This is a genomic window from Bacillus kwashiorkori (genome assembly GCF_001375515.1).
GTDB classification, from domain to species: domain Bacteria; phylum Bacillota; class Bacilli; order Bacillales; family Caldibacillaceae; genus Bacillus_BK; species Bacillus_BK kwashiorkori.
On record NZ_CTDX01000013.1, the window covers coordinates 258,757 to 284,046 of the forward strand.

The 25,290-nt window shown below is 36.6% G+C and carries 22 protein-coding genes; 1 reads left to right on the plus strand and 21 read right to left on the minus strand.

Annotated features, from left to right (window positions below):
- Nucleotides 1-117 precede the first annotated feature (117 nt).
- The 13 genes from BN1242_RS05425 to paaA form a co-directional block, all read right to left on the minus strand.
- Complete coding sequence (locus tag BN1242_RS05425; protein WP_062352445.1) at nt 118-1,071, minus strand: NAD(P)H-dependent flavin oxidoreductase; 954 nt, start codon at nt 1,069-1,071, stop codon at nt 118-120.
- A gap of 97 nt (nt 1,072-1,168) precedes the next feature.
- Nucleotides 1,169-2,062, minus strand: coding sequence for a phenylacetic acid degradation operon negative regulatory protein PaaX (gene paaX / locus BN1242_RS05430; RefSeq protein ID WP_062352448.1), 894 nt, complete (start codon nt 2,060-2,062; stop codon nt 1,169-1,171).
- A 159-nt stretch (nt 2,063-2,221) separates the two neighbouring features.
- Nucleotides 2,222-2,998, minus strand: coding sequence for an enoyl-CoA hydratase-related protein (locus tag BN1242_RS05435; protein WP_062352451.1), 777 nt, complete (start codon nt 2,996-2,998; stop codon nt 2,222-2,224).
- Nucleotides 2,999-3,134: 136 nt separating this feature from the next.
- Complete coding sequence (locus tag BN1242_RS05440) at nt 3,135-4,325, minus strand: thiolase family protein (protein WP_062352454.1); 1,191 nt, start codon at nt 4,323-4,325, stop codon at nt 3,135-3,137.
- A 40-nt stretch (nt 4,326-4,365) separates the two neighbouring features.
- Entirely contained in the window at nt 4,366-5,232 is an 867-nt protein-coding gene (locus tag BN1242_RS05445) for a 3-hydroxyacyl-CoA dehydrogenase (RefSeq protein WP_062352457.1), read from the minus strand.
- A gap of 84 nt (nt 5,233-5,316) precedes the next feature.
- On the minus strand, nt 5,317-6,834 hold the full coding sequence (locus BN1242_RS05450) for an aldehyde dehydrogenase family protein (protein ID WP_062352459.1): 1,518 nt from the start codon (nt 6,832-6,834) through the stop codon (nt 5,317-5,319).
- Nucleotides 6,835-6,911: 77 nt separating this feature from the next.
- On the minus strand, nt 6,912-7,685 hold the full coding sequence (locus BN1242_RS05455) for an enoyl-CoA hydratase-related protein (protein ID WP_062352462.1): 774 nt from the start codon (nt 7,683-7,685) through the stop codon (nt 6,912-6,914).
- A 31-nt stretch (nt 7,686-7,716) separates the two neighbouring features.
- Nucleotides 7,717-8,496: an enoyl-CoA hydratase-related protein gene (locus BN1242_RS05460; protein ID WP_062352466.1), complete on the minus strand. Its 780-nt coding sequence runs from the start codon at nt 8,494-8,496 to the stop codon at nt 7,717-7,719.
- A complete protein-coding gene (locus tag BN1242_RS05465) occupies nt 8,489-8,794 on the minus strand; it encodes an EthD family reductase (protein ID WP_062352469.1) in 306 nt (101 codons plus the stop codon). The genes BN1242_RS05460 and BN1242_RS05465 overlap by 8 nt, the downstream gene beginning before the upstream one ends.
- Nucleotides 8,795-8,897: 103 nt before the next feature.
- Nucleotides 8,898-9,398 carry a 1,2-phenylacetyl-CoA epoxidase subunit PaaD gene (paaD, locus tag BN1242_RS05470; RefSeq protein WP_062352472.1) on the minus strand — a complete coding sequence of 167 codons (501 nt, stop codon included), beginning with the start codon at nt 9,396-9,398 and terminating at the stop codon, nt 8,898-8,900.
- 103 nt (nt 9,399-9,501) lie between these two features.
- Nucleotides 9,502-10,368 carry a 1,2-phenylacetyl-CoA epoxidase subunit PaaC gene (gene paaC, locus BN1242_RS05475; RefSeq protein WP_077216121.1) on the minus strand — a complete coding sequence of 289 codons (867 nt, stop codon included), beginning with the start codon at nt 10,366-10,368 and terminating at the stop codon, nt 9,502-9,504.
- Nucleotides 10,286-10,672 (minus strand): 1,2-phenylacetyl-CoA epoxidase subunit PaaB, encoded by a 387-nt coding sequence (gene paaB / locus BN1242_RS05480; protein WP_062352474.1) that lies wholly within the window; start codon nt 10,670-10,672, stop codon nt 10,286-10,288. The genes paaC and paaB overlap by 83 nt, the downstream gene beginning before the upstream one ends.
- Before the next feature lie 84 nt (nt 10,673-10,756).
- Complete coding sequence (gene paaA / locus BN1242_RS05485) at nt 10,757-11,668, minus strand: 1,2-phenylacetyl-CoA epoxidase subunit PaaA (RefSeq protein ID WP_062352579.1); 912 nt, start codon at nt 11,666-11,668, stop codon at nt 10,757-10,759.
- A 301-nt stretch (nt 11,669-11,969) separates the two neighbouring features.
- Here paaA and BN1242_RS05490 point away from each other — a divergent pair, with 301 nt between their 5' ends.
- The gene (locus BN1242_RS05490) at nt 11,970-13,268 is read left to right on the plus strand and encodes an NCS2 family permease (protein WP_062352477.1); all 1,299 of its coding nucleotides are present in this window, start codon (nt 11,970-11,972) and stop codon (nt 13,266-13,268) included.
- Between the two features lie 169 nt (nt 13,269-13,437).
- On the opposite strand, the gene BN1242_RS05495 is transcribed toward BN1242_RS05490, so the two are convergent.
- From BN1242_RS05495 to BN1242_RS05530, 8 genes are all read right to left on the minus strand, one after another.
- Entirely contained in the window at nt 13,438-14,394 is a 957-nt protein-coding gene (locus tag BN1242_RS05495; protein ID WP_062352581.1) for an L-lactate dehydrogenase, read from the minus strand.
- Nucleotides 14,395-14,620: 226 nt separating this feature from the next.
- Entirely contained in the window at nt 14,621-16,288 is a 1,668-nt protein-coding gene (locus BN1242_RS05500; RefSeq protein WP_062352479.1) for a glycoside hydrolase family 13 protein, read from the minus strand.
- A gap of 143 nt (nt 16,289-16,431) precedes the next feature.
- Complete coding sequence (locus tag BN1242_RS05505; RefSeq protein ID WP_062352482.1) at nt 16,432-18,621, minus strand: alpha-galactosidase; 2,190 nt, start codon at nt 18,619-18,621, stop codon at nt 16,432-16,434.
- Between the two features lie 97 nt (nt 18,622-18,718).
- Nucleotides 18,719-20,398, minus strand: a complete 1,680-nt coding sequence (locus BN1242_RS05510; RefSeq protein ID WP_062352485.1) for a glycoside hydrolase family 13 protein — start codon at nt 20,396-20,398, stop codon at nt 18,719-18,721.
- Nucleotides 20,399-20,475: 77 nt separating this feature from the next.
- Complete coding sequence (locus tag BN1242_RS05515) at nt 20,476-21,483, minus strand: LacI family DNA-binding transcriptional regulator (protein ID WP_062352488.1); 1,008 nt, start codon at nt 21,481-21,483, stop codon at nt 20,476-20,478.
- A 207-nt stretch (nt 21,484-21,690) separates the two neighbouring features.
- Entirely contained in the window at nt 21,691-22,866 is a 1,176-nt protein-coding gene (gene yhbH / locus BN1242_RS05520; RefSeq protein ID WP_062352491.1) for a sporulation protein YhbH, read from the minus strand.
- A 284-nt stretch (nt 22,867-23,150) separates the two neighbouring features.
- On the minus strand, nt 23,151-23,648 hold the full coding sequence (locus BN1242_RS05525) for a PTS sugar transporter subunit IIA (protein ID WP_062352494.1): 498 nt from the start codon (nt 23,646-23,648) through the stop codon (nt 23,151-23,153).
- Nucleotides 23,649-23,709: 61 nt separating this feature from the next.
- Nucleotides 23,710-25,161 (minus strand): sucrose-6-phosphate hydrolase, encoded by a 1,452-nt coding sequence (locus BN1242_RS05530; RefSeq protein WP_062352496.1) that lies wholly within the window; start codon nt 25,159-25,161, stop codon nt 23,710-23,712.
- Nucleotides 25,162-25,290 lie beyond the last annotated feature (129 nt).

Sequence of the window (25,290 nt, forward strand, 5' to 3'; positions counted from 1 at the left end):
CCGTGTCTATCGAGGAAATAAACTGTTCAGAAATACAACAAAAAACTGTAAAATTAATATTATTTAATATTGGTAAATTTTTAGATAATAAATTTTGTATTTTGCCAACTTGTCTCATCAAACAATATAGCTTTTATATAATTCTGTAATAGCTTGCTTCGCTTCTTGAATGAGCGAATCAATAATTTCTTCAGCAGTCTGCTCTGCATAAACTAAACCAGCAATTTGTCCACTATTCATTAGCCCATTTTCTACATCCCCTTCCATAGCCCCACGCCAATGAACCAATTCGGTTGTTTTTCTGAAATATGTTTCTTCATCCATACCATTCTGTTCTTCCGTTAATAGTTGTTGCGCATAAGGGGTATGTAAAAGGCGGCGAATCTTACCAACACTTCTCCCGACAATAACTGTTGCCTGATCATTAGCTTGGATAATCTTTTCTTTATACCGTTTTGAAAATGGAGCTTCCTTCGCAACGATAAATCGTGTTCCTAACTGTACACCATCTGCCCCTAGAGTAAGTGCGGCAGCTAAGCCCCTCCCATCACCAATTCCACCTGCAGCAATAATCGGAATAGATAGGGAATTTCTTAATTGGGGGATTAGAGCCATCGTCGTTATTTCATACGGTGAGTTAATCCCCGCTGCTTCAAATCCTTCCCCAACAACAATATCTGTTCCAGCTTCCATCGCTTTCAATCCATGTTTCACTGTACCTACTACAGTCATCACCTTAATGCCTCGTTCTTTCAAATAAGGAATAAAATTGGCAGGGTTTCCTGCCGACAAACTTACTACAGGAACAGAATATTTAGAAACTAAATCTATCCACTCTTTTCCATATTTTGTAACGGAAATAGGGATGTTCACAGCAAATGGTTTTGTCGTTGTTCTTTTTATTTGCTGAAGGATTGGCTCTACCTCTTCGGGTGTTCGAGTGCCAACGCCGAAAGTTCCCAATGCGCCAGCTTCTGATATTGCTGCCGTTAGTGGCGCGTTGCTAATATTTCCCATTCCTCCTTGGATAATCGGAAAGCGGATGTTTAAAATTTTACATAATCGGTTCACCTTCAATCCTCCTCAGTTATACAGTTCTCAAGATGAAAATTTCTATTTTCTAATCTTCCAATGACAAATTTTTTCCAATATACTTTTATAGAAAAATTTAATCATTATCAGCCATAAACGGATGGTGGAGAACATCATAAGCTTTATCCTTTTTATGAATAACATTTCCTTCTTGAAACACTTCTTCAAAAAAAGAACTTGCTGGTTTAGCTAAAACTTTATAATAATCTCTAAATAGTGCAGATGCTTGATTCCCTAGCCAAACTTCTGGTAAAAGTTCTTCAGGAAGTCCAGGATCAATAAATAAAAATTTTCGATATTCATGAACAAGCTTTGTCCGTTCTACAAAACAATCAGCTGGAGTCATTTGTCCGGTATGAATTTTTTTATAATTACTATCTGCTTCCCTTTTATATTTCTCTATAAATGCTTCATACTTTTCATTAATTTCGTCAATATTCCAACAGTCTTTAATTAATTGTCCCCTTTCATGGGGACCATTATATTCTGTGATGAAATAATGAATATACGGACGAACATCATATTTATCTATCATTTTATAAACTTGTTTCGTTAAATCATTCGGGGAGATCCATACGCTATTCGCCATCGTTCCAAAGCCGCTCCAAACTAATTCTTTGCGCAGTTCGTCACGAATATGTCGTTTCTCTTCTGGAATGGTGTATATAAGCATACGCCACTTTCCATCCCAATGATTCGGTCTAAGTTTAAATATTCGCTCAGCAGCTTCTTGCATACGTTCAATCCCTTGTTCAGTTAGGAAGTAATAACTTCTATTTCCTTCTTTCCGAGATTGAACCCAATTTTGCTTATGCATTCTAGAAATTGCCGCCCGAACTGATTGTTCATTGTGTCCGAATTCTTTAAATAAGCGAATCAAACTACCTATCCATATTTCTCCACCATAATGTCTTATATAATCACCGTAAATGGTGAAAATCATTGATCGTGTATTTAAGCTACTATCCATTTTAATTGTGAACCCCTTCAAACACTTTATCGCTTTAAAGCAAATCAGTGTTATTGTTTATGTTCTATTTCATTACAAATAAGGAAAGAAGTCAAGTTAATTTTGCTACTTTTCCCAAAAAATTATTTTTAAAAAATATATTAATATATAGTTTGTTTTTTATTCACCTTTAAATACAGGTTTTCTTTTTTCCGCAAACGCTTGTAATGCCTCTAGTCGATCTTTTGTCGGTATCGTCACTTCATATGCCTTTCCTTCAATATCAAGCCCTGTTCTTAAATCCGTGTTCATCCCTTGGTCAATTGCAAACTTTGCTTGTTGTAAAGCGATTGGACCATTAGCTAGCATTATTTTCGCTAACTCCAAACAGGATGGAAGTAATTCTCCTTTTTCTACTACTCTCGTTATAATGCCATAATTTAAAGCCTCTTCCGCTGATAGCTTTTTTGCTGTTAAAATCAGTTCTTTCGCTTTTGCTACGCCTATTAGGCGCGGTAATCTTTGTGTGCCACCAGCCCCAGGTATGATAGCCCAACTCGTTTCTGTCAAGCCGATAATAGATTCCTTTTGTGCAATGCGAAAATCACAAGCGAGCATTAATTCAAATCCACCGCCAAATGCATAACCATTTACAGCAGCAATTGTCGGTTGCGGCATATCAGCAATTTGTTGAAAAACTGTGCGAATTTTCCGGACGTTACGACGTACTTCATTATCTGTTAATGTCCGACGCTCTTTTAAATCTGCTCCCGAACTAAATGCTTTTTCCCCTGCCCCTGTGAAAATAACGATTTTTGTTTCCGTATCATGACTAAGCTTTTCAATTACTTCGCCAAGCTCTGTCAGCATTGCTAAATTAAATGCATTATGTGCTTCTGGCCGATTAAGTTTTACGATTGACACTTGATCTTGTTTTTCTAGTAAAATGGTACTCATTATACTTTCCCCCTTGATAGCACAACGTATTTAATAAAAATGTTCTCTAATTATATCTTATTCTAATATACTATTTTTTTATATTATTTCGTTTTGAAATTGTTATTTAATACTTTTAAAATTCACCCTCATATAGTTATTCATTGACATTTTCAATCATTGTCGCAATCCCTTGACCAACACCGACACACATTGTTGCTAAACCATATCGTTTATTTTGTCTCCTTAGTTCATAAATTAACGTCGTCAAAATTCTTGCACCACTAGCCCCAAGGGGATGGCCAAAAGCAATAGCACCACCATTGACGTTCACTTTATTTGTATCTAATTGTAATTCTCTAATACAGGCAATTGATTGTGCGGCGAATGCTTCGTTAATTTCAATCACATCCATTTTATCAATCGATATTCCTGACCGCCTGCATGCTTTTTTTACTGCTTCAATAGGCCCTACACCCATAATTTTCGGCTCTACACCTGCTACTGCAGAGGTAATATATTTCGCTAGTGGGGCTACTCCAAGTTCTTCTGCTTTTTGCCTGCTCATTAATAATAAGGCACTAGCCCCATCATTGACTCCTGATGCATTTCCTGCTGTAACTGTTCCTCCAGGAAATAATGGGCGCAAGCTTGCTAATTTTTCCATAGTTGTGGAAGGGCGTGGATGCTCGTCCTTATTAATTGTCTCATCGTTGACATGGATAGGTACTATTTCCTCTAGAAACTTACCTGCATCTACAGCTGCTTTAGCTTTCATTTGGCTTTCAAAAGCAAATTGATCTTGTTCTTCCCTAGAAATTTGATAAACCTTTGCTACATGCTCTGCTGTTTCTGGCATAGAGTCTGTTCCGTATTTTTCTTGAAGCTTGTTGTTAATGAAACGCCAACCTATCGTTGTATCAAACAACTCCATATTCCCTCTTGGAAAAGCTTTCGTAGGTTTTGCCATCACTAAAGGGGAACGCGTCATACTTTCTGTGCCACCTGCAATATAAATATCACCTTCTCCAACCATAATTGCTCTTGCCGCATAATTTACCGCATCTAGTCCTGAGCCGCAAAGACGATTAATAGTCGTTCCAGCTACTGTTACTGGAAGCCCTGCAAGTAAACTGGACATTCTTGCAACATTACGGTTATCCTCCCCTGCTTGATTCGCATTACCTAACACTACTTCTTCTATATCTTCCACTGGCACAGTTTGATTTCTCTTAAGCAAAGCCTCGATAACAATAGCACCTAAATCATCCGGTCTAATATCTTTCAATACGCCGTTATATTTACCGATTGGCGTTCTCACTGCATCAACAATAACTACTTCGTTCATCGGTTAACCCCTTTCAAATGATCATACAGTTTTCTAGGAATTACTTATCCGTCTTTTTCGTATAATCATATACTCCACGTCCGGTTTTTCTTCCTAGTCTACCTGCTTTTACATATTGAATAAGTAATGGCGCTGGTCGATACTTTTCACCTAATGTTTTATGTAAATAATTCAAGTTATTTAAGCGAGTATCGAGCCCGACTAAATCCCCTAACTCAAACGGTCCCATTGGAAAATTTAGTCCTAACTTAATGGCTCTATCTATTTCCTCGGGTGTTCCTAGTCCTTCTTGCAACATATAAAATGCTTCGTTGCCAATTAACGCACTCATTCGACTCGTAACAAATCCCGGAAACTCATTAATAATTACCGTCTCCTTGCCAATTTTTTCAGCAATACTTTTCACAAATTGAACCGTTTCGTCGGAAGTTTCTAAACCTCTCACAATTTCTATCAACTTCATTTTATGGACCGGATTAAAAAAATGCATCGCAATAACCTTCTCAGGTTTTTTCGTAAAAGCACCAATTTCTGTTGGGCTCATAGTCGAAGTATTTGTTGCTAAGACACAACTTGCTTGTGTAACATCATCCAGTTTTTCAAAAACAGATTTTTTTAGTTGTAAATTTTCTGGCACCGCTTCAATAACAAGTTGAGCAAACTCACAGCTTTCCAAAAAATCCTTGCTAAAATGCAAGTAAGTATCTTTTCGCTGAAACTCAATCTCTGAAATAATTCCCCGCTCAAACCCTTTATGATAAATTTGTTTAATTTCCTTTTCCGCATTCTTTAATGCATCTTCATGAACGTCTACTACAGTAGTTGGGAAACCATTAACAGAAAAAACGTAAGCAATTCCTCGTCCCATCACGCCCGCACCGATGACAACGACTGGTAAATGGCTCATCTACTCACCTCTTTTTAAAATATATAGAGAAGGCGAGCATGCCGGTAAATGTTAGCTATGCTCGCTCGCTGAATTTTTTTATAATTACAAACCAAAAGGATTTAATGGCTTTGGACCGTAATAAGATAACACGCTCTTTGTTTCTGTATATAAGTCCAACGTTTCAATGCTTAATTCACGGCCAAATCCTGATTGTTTATAGCCACCGAACGGGGTTCCTGGAAAAGCAGAAAAAGGACTGTTAATCATAACTATGCCTGCTCTAATTTCATTAGCAACCCTTGTCGCTCGAGCATGATCCTTTGTCCATACTGATGAGCCCAGTCCGTAAATAGTATCATTTGCTAACTGAATCGCTTCCTTTTCACCCTTAAAAGGCATTACAACTACAACAGGACCGAAGATTTCTTCTTGAACAACTTTCATATCATGGGTGACATCCGTAATGATTGTTGGCTCATACCAATACCCATTTTCATATCCTGGAACAACCGCTTTTTTCCCTCCTGTTACAACAGTTGCTCCTGCCTCCACTGCTGATTGCACGTATGTATCAATAGTGTCTAATTGTTCTTTACTGATAATTGCACCGACATGAGTCTTTTGATCTAGCGGATTTCCTAATTGTAACTGTTTTGTTTTTGCTATAAATTTTTCCATAAACGCATCGTAAATCGATTCTTGAATATATAATCTTGATCTTGCTTCACATGATTGGCCTGTATTATAGAAAATACCAAATAACGCTCCATTTACCGCAGCATCGAGATCTGCATCTTCGAAAACTAAATTAGGCGATTTTCCTCCTAATTCTAATGTGACCCGCTTTAACGTAGTACTTGCCCGTGCCATAATATTTTTCCCGATCGGAGTCGAACCTGTAAAAGCTACTTTATCAACAAGATCATGTTCCACAAGATAATTACCGACTGCAGCTCCAGCACCAGGAACAATATTGACTACCCCCGCAGGAACTCCCGCTTCATGGCAAATTTCGGTTAATACAATAGCTGTTAATGGGGTTAAACTAGCTGGCTTTAATACTATCGAACATCCTGCAGCGAGTGCTGGTGCTACTTTCCAAGCGGCCATCATTAATGGGTAATTCCAAGGGATAATTTGAGCACAAACACCGACAGGCTCCTTTTGCGTATAATTAAAAAATGCACCTGGCATTGGGTTAACGGAACCACGATGACTTACAATTGCACTTGCATAAAATTCAAAGTCTTCAATTGCTTGCATTACTTGGCCTTGAGCTGCAGAAATAGATTTGCCGCTATCTAATACTTCTAGTTCAACTAACTCTTGGAAACGAGAACGCATAATTCCAGCAATTTTATTCAATATTCTTGCTCGCTTACCTGCAGCTGTGCGGCGCCATTTTCCTTTATCAAAACTTTCTCTAGCTGCTCTAACAGCCAGTTCTGCATCTTCTACCGTTGCTCTTGCTACGGTTGCAATTACTTCCCCATTCGCAGGATTATATGTTGAAAATGTTTCACCAGCAACCCCTTCGACACGCTCCCCATTAATGATAAATGAATAATGATCCCGCTTTATTGGTAATACTTCAAACTTCTGCTCTTTTACTGTTGCCATCTTTCTTCCTCCCCTTTTAAATATTACTTTCTTAAAATGGATGCTTCTTTACAAAAATTCAGCTAGCATAAAAAATACTATTCCCCGGTAAAATTCGGTTTACGTTTTTCTAAAAATGCCTTCACACCTTCTTCATGATCGGAAGTTAGTCCTGCAATTCTTTGTGCATTTGCTTCATTATTTAACATATCTGGCAAACTTGTTTGAAAACTATCATGCATATATCTTTTTATAAGACCAATTGCTTTCGTCGGCATATTAGCTAGCCGTTTACAAAACGCCTCCACTTCCTTCTGCCAACTTTCTGCACTAATTACTTTAGTAACAAGACCGTAATCATATGCCTTTTCAGCCGAAAGTTTTTCTCCTAATACAGCTAACTCTAACGCTTTCGCATACCCGACTATTCGCGGCAAATAATACAAATTTCCGGAGTCAGGAATTAACCCAACATGAATAAATGCTTCTACGAAACTCGCCTTTTCTGAAGCTAATCGAAAATCCGCAGCTAATGCTAAACTAAAACCTGCACCTGCTGCTACCCCGTTAACCGCAGCCACGACCGGTTTTTCTAAACTAGCGATTTCTTTTATCATTGGGTTATATCGATTTCGTAATATTTCTCCATGATTAATTTCGCCTTGTATCGCACTTAGATCCTCTCCGGAACAAAATGCTCTTCCCTCTCCAGTGATTACTAGACAGCGGATATGATTCATCTTTTTTACTTGTTTTACAGCTGCCATTATTTCCTGATTCATCTGTTCATTAAATGCATTTAATTTATCTGGACGGTTTAATATCAGTTTTGCTACTTTACCTTCTTCTAGTAATTTAATAGTTTCAAACATTTTATCACCTAGTGTCTTGTTAGTTTATTTGTTATTTTCCAGTAAAATTTGGTGGACGTTTTTCTTGAAATGCTTTCATTCCTTCTTTCTGATCTTCAGATGCAAATAGCAAGTAAAAATTCTTTCGTTCATATTGCATTCCTTCATATAAAGAGTAATCTAATGCCTTCTTTGCTGCATCTTTAATAAGGCGTATTGACAATGGTGGTTTGCTGGCGATTACTTTCGCAAACTTTTCCGTTTCCTCTAACAGTAATTGCTCAGGAACAATGCGATTAACAATGCCACTTTGTTTCGCTTCCTGTACATCCATCATCTCACCAGTGAAAAGCCACTCAAGGGCACGAGTTTTTCCTATTATTCGAGTTAATATTTGCGTTCCACCTGCACCTGGCATCACTCCAAGATTCACTTCTGGGAAACCAAACTTTGTATTGTCCGCAGCAAAAAGTAAATCACATGTGAGTGCTAATTCAAATCCTCCACCAAGTACATAACCATGCACTGCACCAATAATCGGCTTTTTTATTGTTAATATTCGATCCCACTCGACAAATTGATTCAATATTTCCAAGGAAATAGCATCATCATTTGTCATTTCGTCAATATCTGCGCCTGCAGCAAAAGCCCTTCCATTTCCCGTAATCATTAAAACCTTCACTTTATCACTTTTATCAAAATATTCATAAGCAGTCACAATTTCTGTTACCATTTGTCGATTAATTGCATTTAACACTTTCGGGCGGTTAAGGCGAATAATTCCGATGGAGTCTTTAACCTCCGTTTCAATATATTGATATTGCTTATCCATTGACTTCCTCACCAAACATAAATGTTACAAGATTACCTGCAAATTTCATTACATCCTTGCCAGATGCTTTTGATTCAGGTGTTTTTGATGCTTCCTTGAAAGACTCCTTCGATTCATAATACATTTCACACATTAAATAGTATTTACTTTCTCCCCCCGGGGCCCCAGTAAATTTTGTTACTTTTAAATCTACTAATCCAGGAATCTTCTTTGTTAATGGTATATGTGTTCCAAAATAGTATTCATCAAAACTAGTAATGTCCTCAGGTTTTTTAAATAAAGCAATCATTTTAAACATTTTATCCATCTCCTTATTATTCGTTAATATGATTAAAATTGCCCAAGAAAGTTTGCTTCCTATATTTTCTTGGGCAATCTTGTTGAAAATCATTAATAAATTGTTATAATGTCGAAATAGGTTTCATCGCTTCAAATGGATTTTTGCAGTTTTTACAATAAAGAATACTTCTGCATGCAGTCGGTCCGAATATATTTTCTATCGTCGTATAGGCAGAATCACAATATGGGCAATGGACCGACCATAATCCTGTTTCTGTAAAAAATTCAGGTGGTGGAGCAATTCCAAATTGTTTTAACTTTTCACGACCTTCTGTTGAAATTCTGTCTGATGTCCAAGGTGGATGGTAAATAAATTTACATATCACGCTGTTAATGTGTTCTAAATGGTCTTTGATTGCATTTTCAATATTCGCTTTTATTATATCTAACGCTGGACAGCCGACAAAGGTGGGCAACGCTTCTACAATAACGTTGCCATTATCGACTTTAATATTTTCAATCATCCCTAATTCCATTACACTAACCGATGGAATTTCAGGATCTTTGACATGTTGCAGTATTTCATGAATTTTGTCTATAATGAGCTGATTTTCCGTTAACATGAATAATTCGCCTGCCTTGATGCAATTGACTCACCGTCTAGCAATTGCTTAATATGCATTAAATGGAAAGGATAAAAAATCTCCCTATCACCATTACAATGATTTACCATACAGCATTTGGGATGCTTCGATATACATCGCTTAGTAAAAGTAAAGCGGTGTTTAAATCTTCGGTATGTTCCCCAATGCGCCCATTTCCTCGTTTCATTTCTCCTTTTGCAGGTCGTTCTAATTGTAGTTCTTCAAACACTTCATTTATTTCATTGTAAAACCGTTGTTTTAATACATCCTCTTCCTCAATGAGACCGAAAACTGTCATTTTTTTCGCATTCGGACCTAATGTTAACAGGCCTTCAATTTCCTCATACACTCTATCGATTGCTTTACACATTCTCGTCTTTGCTTCTCCACCAGCAGAGATTAACTGTTTGAACCAAGTTTGCCAATGCATAATGTGGTAATAATGTTCCATACGTATATTAATCGCTGCTTCGGATAACGGCCCATACGATGAATTTTTTAGAGATAATAATTTAATCCGTTTATACATGTCATAAAAATAATGCCTTACAACCGTAAATGCCCAGTCAAAGTTCGGATTAGTTAAATATGTCCCGTTGCCATTCGCTTCTTCTAATAAAATGGCATTTTTCCGGGCGTCACTCGGTCGGCTATGGGCTAAATAATCAATGTCCCCTTCACCAAGTTCCTCCAACAATTGATAATACATAAACGCATGACCCATCATGTTTTGGGTGATGGATGAAAAGGCAACATCCTCCTCTATATGGGGGGCCAGCCCTAACCATTCAGAACCCCGAAATGAAAGGATAAAATCGTCATCGGCTAATTGATAAAGTAACTCTGTTAATGCTTCTTTATACTCCTTATTTTGCTGTACTTCTGTTGCTGACTTTATTTTTTCGTTCACCGCTTTCCCCCCCGCTCCACGAAAAGATCTCTTTTTCATCCAGCATTTTTTGCTCATATTGACGCCATTTCTTTTTCAAATAGCCATAACCTTTCGTTAACCGATAATCTTTATTATCCAACCGTTTTAACGTCTCTCTTTCTGTCTCTGACATTTTTCGAATGTCCGACCGTTTGACTACCCAAATGTCCACAACCGGTTCTCGACGCATGAAATTCTCTTGTGCATAAATAAGTGCCATTTCTTCATTTGGTGCTAACAGACTGAACTGGTATTGCATATTTGCGGAGTGTGAACGCTTACTAAACACCTCATAAACTTCGTAAAACTCGCTTTCTGACAACTGCTTCGCCTCCTATACTTAGAAATTTTTCTTCGAGTGTATTTTTTCAGAATGATGGAAAGCTCATTAAAAAGTACTGCTCCGTTAACTTGCTACTACTTTTTTGCTTAACGCCTCTCTCACCCATGCATTATTTTCATAGGCGGCTTTTCTAAGTTGGAGCCGTTCTTGCGACTTCGGTCCTTCGTTTTTAATAATCTTTTTAAACTCATTCCAATCAGGCTGTTGATATATCCATTCTTCGTTTGCCTCATCGTAATACATCGTTTCGTCAGGTAATTTTAGTCCGAGTGCTAAGATGCGAGGTACATATTTCGTAAAGAAGTCTTGTCGTAGTTGTTCGTTCGTCTTTGTGCGGATTTTATACTTAATTGTAATATCTTGTTTGGAAGAACCAGTTGTTGCCGCGGATTTTGGTCCGAAAAACATAAGTAAAGATGGCCACCAGCGATTGAGCGCATCTTGCAACAGTTGCTTTTGCTCTTCTGTTCCCTCTGCTAAAGCTAAAATAATGGACTCTCCATGTTGGGCATGAAACACTTCTTCCGCGCAAATTCTTTGCAAAGCTCTTGCATATGGCCCATAGGAAGCATTCAACATATTTGTTTGAGTGATTATCGCCGCCCCATCAACAAGCCAAGCGATTATACCTGCATCTGCCCAAGTCGGTGCTTCCATATGGAAAACATTATGAAACTTTAAATCTCCTGAAAATAAATCGTCCATTATATTTTCGCGATTTTTTCCTAGTGGTTTTAATAAATCTTCCACAACACGAAGCAATAATTGTCCATGTCCCATTTCATCTTGGACTTTTGCCATGATGCCGAGCTTTCTGCGGATAGAAGGTGCTTTTGGAACCCATTCTTTTTCTGGAAGTGCTCCCATTATTTCGCTAATACCATGCATCGATATTAATTTAACAAGTGCGATTCGATAGTCTTCTGGCATCCAATCATCTGCCTCGATTTTCTCCCCAGCATTAATTTTATCCATAAATCTGGCGTATCTTTCCTCTTCTGTTAAATGATCAAAATTAGTTAAGGATATTGTCAATTTACCCACCTCTTTTTATATAACGTTTTATTAACGTTATTATAATTTATCGTTATATTTTATTCAATAGTTTTTTATTTAGAAACTATAAAAATATGTTTTTCCATTTCATTTTTTCACTGTGTATTTTACCGTTATTGTGTAAATTATATTAGAAAATAAAAAAATCACTTGCATTTATATTAAAAAACGAATATTATACTATATGTGATTAAAATTGTTCGTATTTAGGAGGACCTCTATGTTTAAACTAGAAGAAAATAAAACAACGATGAAAACAGAAGTAATTGCAGGACTAACGACATTTTTTACAATGGTTTATATAATTGTTGTTAATCCATCTATATTGTCCGAAACTGGGATGCCTTTTGAGCAAGTGTTTTCTGCAACAATAATTGCTGCCGTTGTCGGGACATTATGGATGGGATTATTTGCTAATTATCCAATTGCAGTTGCACCAGGAATGGGGTTAAATGTCTATTTTGCTTTCTCTGTCGTTGGTTCTCACGGAGGAATTACCTATCATACTGCTTTTTCCGCCGTATTTGTTGCCGGACTCATTTTTTTACTGCTTTCATTAACAAAATTTCGCCAATTGTTAATTGAATCTATCCCAGATAATTTGAAATTTGGTATTTCTGCAGGGATTGGTTTGTTTATCGCTTTTATCGGCTTTAAAAATACAGGGATCATCACTAGCCATCCAGAAAATTTAGTGGGTCTTGGAGATCTCCACTCTCCAACCGTATTATTAGCTTTATTCGGACTAGCAGTAACACTTATTTTGATGGCGTTAAAAGTAAATGGAGCTTTATTTATCGGAATGATTATTACATCTATTGTTGCTTACTTTACTGGACAATTAACGTTTGATAAAGTGTTCGCATTACCGTCATTACCTGAAGGGCTTATGATTGCTAATCCATTTACCGCCATTGGGGATGTATTTCAATATTCTTTATATGCTGTAGTATTTTCCTTCCTACTAGTAACCATTTTTGATACGACAGGAACAATGATTGGTGTAGCCGAACAAGCTGGTTTCATTAAAGGGAAATCTATGCCACGGGCTAAAGAGGCCTTATTATCTGATTCTCTTGCTACAACGGTTGGCGCCATGTTCGGTACTAGCCCTACTACCGCCTATATTGAATCAACTTCTGGTGTCGCTGCTGGAGGAAAAACTGGTTTAACTTCTGTAACGATTGCGCTCCTATTTATTATAGCTTCCTTCTTCGGACCACTAGTCGGCTCGTTATCTGGGGTGGCAGCAATAACTGCTCCTGCCTTAATTATTGTTGGTAGTTTAATGATGGGGCATATTGCAAAAATAAATTGGAACGAAATGGATGAAGCTTTTCCTGCATTTTTAGTCATCATATGTATGCCACTAACATCTAGTATATCTACTGGCATTGCTTTAGGATTCATTTCCTTACCTATATTAAAAATGTTTATGGGAAAATGGCGTGAAATTCATCCCATCGTCTATATATTCGCCATTTTATTTTTCATCCAACTCGCCTTTTTACCGCATTAATCAATAGAAAATTAAATTTAAGGTTCGTATCACCTTCACATACAAATTAGTTTTTCTAATTTCATATTGTAAAAAAAATAATCCTCCATAAGCCTTTTAATTCGTAAAAACGATTTGCTCATGGAGGATTTTAATGTGATAGGATCATAAATGTATTGGCAATTAGATATTACATATCGTCCCAATGAATCTGTTCGATAATTTCTTTTAATACGCTAACGGAATGGTTAAATTGCTGTTGCTCATTTTCATCCAAATCTACTTGGATGACTTCTCTTATTCCGGCGCGAGTAACTATCGCTGGTACACCGATAAACACATCTTCATTTCCATATTCCCCATTTAAATAAGTGGAAACAGTGAGGACGGAATGTTCATTTTGTAAAATAGCTTTCGTTAAGCGAACGAGACCCATGGCGATACCGTAATACGTTGCCCCCTTCTTTTCAATGATATGGTAAGCAGCATCGCGTACATTTAGAAAAATCTCTTCTAAATCTGCTGCTTTGAACGCACTATTTTTCTTCATATAATCCTTTAATAAAATACCCGCAATATTTGCTTTGCTCCATACAGGCAACTCCGTATCCCCATGTTCCCCAATTATGTATGCGTGAACGTTCCGTGTGTCCACATCGAAATACTCGCTTAATAAAAATCGCAACCTAGCTGTATCCAGAATGGTTCCTGAACCGATAATTCTTTCTTTCGGTAATCCAGAGTATTTCCATACAACATACGAAAGAATGTCGACAGGGTTCGCTGCCACAATAAAAATACCATTAAATCCACTATCCATTACTGATTCAACGATTGATTTATAAATTTTCGTATTCTTTTCTACCAAATCGAGCCTTGTTTCTCCCGGTTTTTGAGCCGCCCCGGCCGTCAAAACGACAATATCTGCTTCCGCACATGCTGAATAATCTCCAGACCAAATTTTTGTTCGTGTTGGTGAGAAAGGTAATCCATGATTTAAGTCCATCGCATCCCCTTCTGTACGATCTACATTAATATCAATAAGAACAAGTTCTTCCGTTACTCCTTGGTTCAATAACGCAAACGCATAACTGGAACCTACTGCACCAGTACCAACGAGAACCACTCGATTAATACCATTTGTCATCATTGTTATCCACCCCTTTTTTGTCATTATCATTAGTATGTGCAATAAATATTGTATCATAATGTATTCTTGTGAATACTCCTATCTTAAACAATAACACATCTATCGAACATTCCAACAATCTATTAGCAACTCTTTTTTCTTACATAAAAAAACTGCCCTGATGTAGCTGCAACATACAGAAAAGTACTTTGCGCTTCATACAGAGCAGATAATTTTATAGCGATTAAATTAAATACACTCTTGTTTCATAAGGTTTTAGCAACGTTTGCTCTGATAGCTGTGAATCTGCTGAATCATAATTGGCTGCTAAAAGTTGTGATGATGTAAGAACGAAATCTTCAGGTAATCGTAATTCCCGTTCAGTCTCACCGTAGTTACAAATGACAATCGCCCTTTGATCGCCCATTGTTCGTGTATAGACAAATAGTTGCGGATCATTCTCAAATAATAATTCATACTTACCATGAACGAACACATGATGTTCTTTTCTAATTTGAATTAACCTTTTATAAAAGTTTAAAATCGAGTCTGGATCATTTAATTGTTGCTCTACATTAATGTCTACGTAATTCGAATTGACGCCCATCCACGGTCGATCACTAGAAGTAAAGCCTGCCATTTTCTCACTATTCCATTGCATTGGAGTTCGTGAGTTATCACGGCCTTGTGTCCAAATTACTTCCATTATTTCTTCATGAGGACGGCCTTTTGCTTTTTCAGCATGATAAAAATTAATCATACTTACATCATCATATTCTTCGATAGTTTGGAATTGTACATTGGTCATGCCAATCTCCTGGCCTTGATAAATATATGGGGTTCCTTTCATAAGAAAATAAAGGGAAGCAAGCATTTTGGCACTTTCCTTCCAATATTTATCTGGATTTCCCCAACTGGAAACGCTACGTGGTTTATCATGGTTTTCTAAAAACAAAGCATTCCAGCCGATACCTTCCAGGCCGTTTTGCCATTTTGTTAACGTTTGTTTTAATTTGCGTACATCAATTGTTTGATCAGTATTTTTACTCCATAAGTCGATATGCTCAAACTGGAAAATCATATTAAAATATCCATTTTCCTCACCGACCCATCTATCGGCATCTTCAATGCGGACTCCGTTTGCCTCACCGACGGTCATTATATCGTATTTTTTAAATGTCTTTTCTGTAAATTCCCTTAAAAACTGATCGATTCCTTCCACATTCATCATATATGGGAAACAAGAAACATATTGTTGGCCGTTCGGATTTGGCATGTCTGGGAGGCCTGGTTTTTTCTTAATATGTGAAATAGCATCGACACGGAAACCGTCGATCCCTTTATCCAACCACCAATTTACCATGTCGGTGAGTGCTGTTCGTACTTCTTCATTTTCCCAATTTAAATCTGGTTGCTTTTTGGAAAACAAATGTAAATAATATTGGTCTGTTGAATCATCATATTCCCAAGCAGAACCCCCAAAGATTGATTCCCAATTATTTGGTTCTTTTCCATTTTTTCCATCACGCCAAATATACCAATCACGTTTTGGATTGTCCTTTGATGAACGTGATTCAATAAACCAAGGATGTTCATCACTCGTATGGTTGATTACTAAATCTAAAATGATTTTCATATCCCGTTTATGGACTTCAGAGAGAAGTTCATCAAAGTCTGCCATCGTACCAAACTCTTCCATAATATCTTGGTAATCAGCTATATCATAACCATTATCGTCATTAGGAGATTTATACATCGGGCAAATCCAAATGACATCGATTCCTAAATCCTTTATATAATCAAGTTTTTCAATTACTCCGCGAAGATCACCAATCCCATCACCATTACTATCTCTGAAACTGCGCGGATAAATTTGATAAACGACACTTTCTTTCCACCATTTTTTCTGCATAATTTGCCACCTCTACACACATTCTTCTTTAGTTGAAGCTCTTAGCTAAAAATAATTGCCTTATATAAACCCCATCAATTATACTATTATTCCAGTAACTAGCAAGTAAAATTCCGAGCTTTTAACACTTGACTAATAAAAATTCAAGTTACTTCTCGCAAATACCATGTAAAACTTTGGAAGTCTCCTTTTACATCAGCCGGTATTGCCAAACCGATATTCATTAATTCATCGCCGCCATACCGTTTAGAACTTCCGACTATTTGATACTGTTTCCTTCTACTTAATCCACACAGTTTAAGAAATTTTATCGGGGCAGCCGGTTCTGCCAAAATATAAAAGTAAAAAACAATTGCTTCTGTTTTTTCTTGATTCACAAATAACCATGCCGCTTCATTGCCTTCGAAAGGACTTAACAACCGGTAAAATTCACCAAATTGAATTAGTCGGCGAATCCATTTATATTTTCCTATTTGCTCTTTAATTGTATCGATTTCTGTCTTTGACAATTTCGTCAAATCCAATTCATATCCTAAATTCCCACTCATTGCCACTGCTCCACGGATATCTAGTGACGTAATTCTCCCAACTTGATGATTGGGAACATTGGAGACATGGGAACCAATAGAAATGATTGGATAAACGAAACTTGTACCATATTGAATTTTTAACCGAGAAATCGCATCCGTATTGTCACTTGTCCATGTTTGTGGCATGTAATATAACATCCCTGGGTCAAAACGCCCGCCTCCACCTGAACAGTTTTCAAACAATATATCGGGAAACCGATTTGTTAATACCGATAATACCCGATATAGACCGAGCATATATCGATGAGCTGTTTCCCTTTGACGCTCTGGTGGCAGACATGCGGAACCAATTTCAGTCATATGGCGATTCATATCCCATTTTACATAAGAAATGGGAGCACTGTTAAAGAGCTTTGTCATTTGATTAATTATTTCATCTTGAACATCTCGTCGTGACAAATCTAAAATTAACTGGTTTCGACTTTCTGTTCTTGGTCGGTTAGGTACATGTAAAACCCAATCTGAATGTTGGCGATATAGTTCACTATCAACAGACACCATTTCTGGTTCCACCCAGAGACCAAATTGTAAGCCTAAGCTACCGATTTTTCGGGCAAATCCATCTAAGCCTTCAGGGATTTTTTCCATATTCACAACCCAGTCACCAAGGGAAGTTTTTGCATTATTACGTTTTCCAAACCACCCATCATCTAGAACAAATAATTCTATTCCTATTTCACTTGCAACTTTCGCCAATTTCCATAATCGTTGGGAATTAAAGCGAAAATAAGTCGCTTCCCAGTTATTAAAAACAATCGGTCTGATTCGATCCTTGTATTTGCCGCGCATTAAATATTTTAGATAAAGTTGATGGAAGGTTCTAGACATTGCTCCTAAACCTTCAGATGAATAGACTAATACCGTTTCTGGGGTTTGAAATGTCTCTTTCGGATGAAGTAACCACGTAAAATCAAAAGGATGAATCCCCATCGTGACACGAGTAGTTTGAAATTGATCTACCTCTGCTGCAGCTAAAAAGTTCCCGCTGTAGACAAGATGAAAGGCAAACACTTCACCAGATAATTCATTCGCCTCTTTCCGAACGAGGGCAAGAAATGGATTATGTTGATGAGAACTCGTTCCCCTTACACTACCAATTGCTTGGATTCCTGGTTTCAAAGGGTGCCTCGACAAAAATCGTTCTTTTGCATGGGCACCATATAAATGTAACAAATCAAACTCACAATCTGAATAATCAATGCTCATACTGAGAGCCCGTAACAACTTAAACGATTTTTTCCCTTCGTTTATAAATAAAGTAGATCTTGTGAATACATTTAATTGATGAAAAACAGTATAGGTCAGCTTCACTTTCAGACCGATATGTTTATCTTCTAACGTAATAACTAATGTTTCCGCATCTTCCGCCTCATCCACATAGGTTGCTGGAAGTCCTTGTAATTGTGGTTTTCCTTTCATGATTAAATGTGAATGGTAACGCAAGTCACTAATCGTCGATCCGTCCTGTAATTGAACTTGATAGGCAGGCATGCGAAAATCAGAATTTCCATACTGTGGATATTCTTGAGGGAGTGTATCAAGAGAAAATTTCCGGTCCGTTTTATCCGGATTAGGTGAAAATGGACGGTACATATAAGTTATAGATTCCTCAGAAAATTCATTAACAAGCTTGCCCCAATAACGATGAGCTAAATAACCGTCACGAATAATTTGCATCACATAACTCGTATCTTTTCCCTTTAAATGAAATAAATTTAATTCTTTATCATAAAATATCCCCACAACCTTCTCCCCTTTTGAAATTTTATCGAACAAAAGATTAAATATTGTTCTTTAAAAAATCATATGGGGAGAAGTGGATTTCTTGCTAAAAATTTTTTTATTTACCGAAATACACTCTTGTTTCGTACGGGCGTAATGTTAATGTTTCCGACGGTAAATTCGCCTCTACCTCATAATTACTGATTAATAAACTCGTTGGAGTAAATTCTCCTACTGGCATACGAAACTCCACAGTGTCGGCTGTAAAGTTATTTACGACAAGGAGACGTTCACCGTTATAGGAACGTAAGTAAGCAAAAATTTGCTCGTTTTCTTTATCTAGTAACTTGTAATCACCATAAACAATAATCGGATGATTTTTTCGTAATTGAATCAATTTGCGGTAATAGTGATAAATTGAATTTCCATCCGCCATTGCTTGTTCTGCGTTAATCTCCTTATAATTAGGATTTACTTTAATCCACGGTTTTCCTGTCGTAAAGCCGGCATGTTCACTATCATTCCATTGCATTGGCGTTCTTGCGTTATCACGACCTTTGACATAAATGGATTCCATTACTTTTTCTACAGGTTCATTGCCTTCTATTACTTTTTCCTTATACATATTCAGGATTTCAATATCTTTATAATCATCAATGGAATCAAAGCGCACATTAGTCATGCCAATTTCTTCGCCTTGGTAAATGTACGGGGTACCTTGTAACATATGCAAGAAAGTAGCTAACATTTTTGCCGATTCAACACGATATTCTTTATCATTACCGAAACGAGAGACGAGCCGTGGTTGATCATGATTATTTAAGTAAAGACTATTCCAACCAACACCATGTAACCCTGTTTGCCACTTTGTAATATTTTCTTTTAAATCTATTAGTTTTAAAGGACGCAAATCCCATTTACCATTTGGACCAGAATCTAAGTCCATATGTTCAAAGGTAAACACCATGTTCAGCTCTTTTCGCTCTGGATCGGTATACAATTTTGCTTGTTCGACAGTTGCTCCTGGCATTTCTCCAACAGTCATAATGTCGTATTTTGAAAGAACTTCTTGATTCATTTCGTGTAAAAATTCATGAATCCGAGGACCATTCATATAATATTTATGTCCTGATACATACTTTTTACCTGGTACTGGATCACCATCAGGAAGACCAGGAACTTTTGAAATGAAGTTAATAACGTCCATCCGGAATCCGTCAATCCCTTTATCGAGCCACCAGGTCATCATATTATAAATTTCTTCCCGTACTTTCTCGTTTTCCCAGTTTAAGTCTGGTTGTTTTTTACTAAATAAATGTAAGAAATATTCGCCAGTTGCTTCATCATATTGCCAGGCTGATCCACTAAAGGAGGATTCCCAATTGTTCGGTTCTTTTCCGTCTTTCCCGGGACGCCAAATGTAGTAATCACGGTAACGATTATCCTTCGACTTACGAGATTCGACAAACCACGCATGTTCATCTGAAGTGTGGTTAACAACTAAATCCATTATTAATTTCATTTCCCGTTTATGCATTTCTGCAAGAAGCTCTTCCCAGTCTACCATCGTTCCAAATTCAGCCATAATGGCCTGATAATCACTTATATCATAGCCGTTATCATCATTAGGTGACTGATATACAGGCGATAACCATATCACATTAATTCCTAAGGTTTTTAAGTAATCTAACTTTTCAATAATTCCTCTTAAATCACCAATTCCGTCGCCATTACTATCATTAAAGCTACGCGGATAAATTTGATATACAACACTTTCTTTCCACCAAGTTTTTTTCATGATGTTTGCTCCTTTTATAAAATATTTAATCTTATTTAGAATTTCATAATGTATTGTTAGAAATTCATTATTTATTTTTAGTTAAGATTTTTTACTGATTCTCTTTCAATAATCGTATGTGGTAAAAATTGACTGCTAACTAAGCGCTCCCCATTTAACATAGTAAAAATCATTTGAGCAGATCTTTCGCCCATTGCTGTTAAAGGTTGAGCAATCGTCGTTAAAGCAGGTGTGGTCATTTCCGCTATTTTTATATTGTCATAACCGATAACGGATAATCGATCAGGAACTTTAATATTCTTCCGGTAGCATTCCGATAATACACCCATCGCTATTTCATCACTACCGGCAAAAACGGCAGTTACTTCTGGGGCAACTTCTCTTAAGTTACGTAAGCCAGCAATGCCATCCCGAAAAAAATAACTATCACTAAAAATAACATAGTCCCAGTTAAAATCAATTTGATAATGGGCTAATGCTGTCCGGTATCCTTCCAGCCGCGGAATAGTGGCAATCCGATCGCTTTTTTCACCGATAATTAACCCAATTTTCCGATGTCCATTTTTAATTAAATACTCTGTTGCGGAAAATGCTGCAGCTCGGTCATTCACCTTTACAAAAGGAACGGAATACTGTTCCGTTTCTGTCGCCAATAGAACAAGTGGAACATTCATTTTCTTTATATACTCATAGTATTCTTCCTTAAGTTCATGGCTTGTATAAATAATGCCATCAATTCGCTTTTCATGGAGTAATTGTAAATATTTCATTGTTTTGACTCCGTGATTTTCCGTGTGACAAACAATAACACTACTCCCCCGATCATGTACAGCTTTTTCAACCCCTTTTAACAATTCATTGGCAAAAGTACTCGTTAAATCGGGAGCTAAAAACCCAATGGTATGTGTGCGTCTATTCACAAGACCACGCGCAATAGCATTCGGTTCATAACCTAAGTCTTGTATAACTGCTAAAACCTTTTGTTTCGTTTTCTCTGAATATCCACCTTGGTCATTGAGAACTCTAGATACTGTCGCGGTTGATACATTGGCCAACTTTGCAACATCTTTAATGGTATATGGCATCAGAATCACAACCCTGTTTTTGATCGATATAATCATCATACCCGTAATCGCTTAAGTATATGATTTATATGTACTAGCATAAACATATTAACGTAATTTTATCAATTAAATACGTAAACGTTTACGTAATGATAATGTATCACGAAAAAGAGATCCTTGCAACAAAAAAATCGACAATCGTATTGTCGATTTTTTACTTCCCATTATTCACGCAAACTGTGGAAAGTTTTCTGTTACATTTTTCTTAAAAAAACTTTGCAAAGCATGAAAGACATCCGCTTTTTGTCTTAAGATATAATATTGGAATTTATCATGTTTAATATGTTTATATGCCGACATTAATGTAGAGTGCCGGTTATACTGGTTCACCTCTCCATAACCAAATATATTAGATACTTCCATCAATTCTTCCACTAATTTAACACAACGAATATTGTCTGATGTTAAATTATCTCCGTCAGAAAAATGGAAAGGATAAATATTGTATTGATTTGGAGAATACTTTGTATCAATTAGTTCTAGTGCTTTACGATAAGCAGAAGAACAAATTGTTCCACCACTTTCTCCTTTTGAAAAAAATTCTTCTTCCGTTACAACTTTTGCTTCTGTATGATGGGCGATAAATTCAATGTCTACAGTTTCATATTTAGTACGTAAAAATCGCGTCATCCAAAAAAAGAAACTGCGTGACATATATTTTTCCCATATGCCCATACTGCCACTCGTATCCATCATCGCTAACACAACTGCTTTTGATTCCGTTTTTACTACTTCGTTCCACGTCTTAAACTTTAAATCTTCTGGATAAATCGGATAAAAACTTTTCTTACCTGTTAAGGAATTTCTTTTAAAGGCCGATAACATCGTCCTTTTTTTGTCAATATTCCCCATTAGCCCCGTTTTTCGAATATCGTTAAATTCAATATCTTCCACGACTAATTCATGATCATCTTTACGTTCTAAATTTGGAAGTTCCAATTCGCTAAATAATTGTTCTTCGATTTCTGCTAAAGATACTTCCGCTTCATAGTAATCGTCCCCTGGCTGATCACCAGCACCTTCACCTTGACCTCCTGCCTTCTCACCAGATCCATCTCTCGCAACAACATCCCCTACTTGGCTGTCTCCATCTCCTTGGCCCACATGTTTATTTTTATCGTAATTATATCGAATTTTATACTCGTCTAATGAACGAATCGGTATTTTTATTACTTCTTTTCCGTTAGATAAAATTATACTTTCTTCTGAAATTAAGTCAGGCAAGTTTTTCTTTATGGCCTCTTGTACCTTTTCATTATGTCTTTGCTGGTCTTCATGGCCTTTTCGATGGAGGGACCAGTCTTCTTGTGAAACTGTAAATGGTTGTTTGTTCAAATGACTCATTTTCTCTCCCTCCCATTATAAAAAAATTTCTCAAAATAATGCACATTTTACACCATAAGTGCATACATATATTGTCGACTGTCTTTGCACTGCTTTGTTACAAGGAAAAATTAGTATTACTCGATATATTTCTGAATGTTTAGAAATACTTTTTTTGAATTACTTTATCTTATGCAAGACCTTTTTAAAAATTTACTGTTATTTTCATTTAGGACAAGCAGAGAAAAAAGGAAAAGGTCACCATTTTTCAATGATGACCTTTTAATTATGCATTTAAAAAACCTTTATTTGGCAGTAACTTTCAATACGACTTCGGAGTTAGCTTGTACTTTATTATGTGACTCTTTTTCAATAGTCAGATTATCACCATTAGTAATAATCATTGGTGTAATCGTACTTTTTGCCTTTTCTTTGACTAAGTCAAGATCGACTGTTATTAACAAATCACCTTGTTTTACTTTACTTCCTTCCGCAACATGTGCAGTGAAGCCTTCACCACCCATACCGACTGTTTCTAAACCAATATGAATTAAAATTTCCGCTCCGTTATTAGCTTTAATACCAACTGCATGTTTTGTAGGAAATACTTGTAATATTTCTCCATCAACTGGGGATACTACTTTTCCTTCCGTAGGCTCAATAGCAATCCCATCACCCATCATTTTTTCCGAGAAAACAGGATCAGGTACTTGTTCTAACGGTAGTAACGTTCCTGTTAGTGGTGCTGTTAATTCAACTTTATTTGAAGAAGTCTCTTTTTTACCAAATAATTTTTTTAACATTGTAGTTCTCCTTCCATTTATGCAATCAAAGTTTTGTTAAGTATTTAACAAATCCATCCATTTATTCATTATTTAACATCCATTTTAATTCGTCAAGTTCCCAACATTGAGCTTTTAACTTTATTTCATTGTCAGTTGAAAATATTAGTTTGTTAACAATTTCAGTCGGATAAAAGCGTAGCGTAAATACTTCCTCTCCATCGTTAATAAATAACTCTAACGACGAATGGTCTAAAAATAGATGTAAGTTTCGCAATTTATTTAAAGGTACTTGCCTAGTTTCTCTATTTTCACTAGAAAAACTAATTCGATCAACTATAATGGAACTGCCATCATATACAATTTGGCATTCTGGGCTAATCACAATGGATAAACTTCCCTCTAGCTCTATGTCCATAAAAATTTCTTGGCAAGGAGACGTAAGAGATAATTGTTGCTCTTCTTGAGATAAGTGAAGTAAATGTGTTTTTTCAGAAGTTCTTAACTTTTTTAGTTCTTCGAGTGGCTGTTGATAAAGATGATTATTTTTCATTTTTAATTGGCGTGGGATTGTTAACGAATGAATCCAACCGCTTTTTACCGATTGGTGATACGGTTCTGTTCCATCGGCCATCCCCATCCATGCATACAAAATTCTTCTGCCATGTTTATCTTCAAAAGTTTGTGGTGCATAAAAATCAAACCCACGATCTAATTCCGTAAATTCCCCATGATAAAACTGATGATTCGATTGATTCCAATTCCCAATAAAGTACCCAGATTGGAAAAGATTTTGGTACTGATAACCATCTGCAGCAAGTCCTTGTGGTGAAACAATTAACACTTCTTTATCATCAAGGTGAAACAGATCTGGGCATTCCCACATATAGCCAAACATCCCTAGCTCATTTTTATTGCTTCCTGCGATTTCACCTAAAAATTCCCAATCATTAAAATTAGCGGAACGATATAAAACTGCAACACCCATTTCATCTTTCGTTTGTGCACCTAATACCATATACCAATAATCTTCTTCCTTCCAAACTTTTGGATCACGAAAGTGCGCTGTATAGCCATCTGGTAAATAAATAATGGGACCTTTTTTTTCAAAATGAATACCATCTTCAGACACAGCCATACATTGATATGTTTCCCTATCGCCCGCTTCATTTTTTACATTGCCAGTATAAAACAAATATAATTTCCCGTTATGTTCTACCGCTGAACCCGAATAGCAACCATTTTTGTCATACCATTCGTCAGGTAAAAGTGCAGGGGGATGTTCTTGCCAAGTAATAAAATCTTTTGTGGAATAGTGTCCCCAACATTTATATGTATGGTCTGTAGCAAATGGATTCCACTGAAAAAATACGTGGTATCGATTGTTAAATTGAATTAAACCATTAGGATCATTGAGTAATCCGATCCTTGGTGTTAGATGAAATTTTAAGCGATATGGGTCAGCAATTTCGCGTTTTTGATAGTCGTCTAATAATCGAGTAATCTTTTCTCTTTGCTGAACTTCTTTTTCCATTTTGAATAACTCCTTATGTTAAGGCTGTGTGAGAGGTTGATTTTTAGTACATTGTTTGGAGTGAACGGACAACTCTTAAAGTTTTGCACAGTGCTATGCAAAAGGTATTTATTTCTACTGCCGTTAATC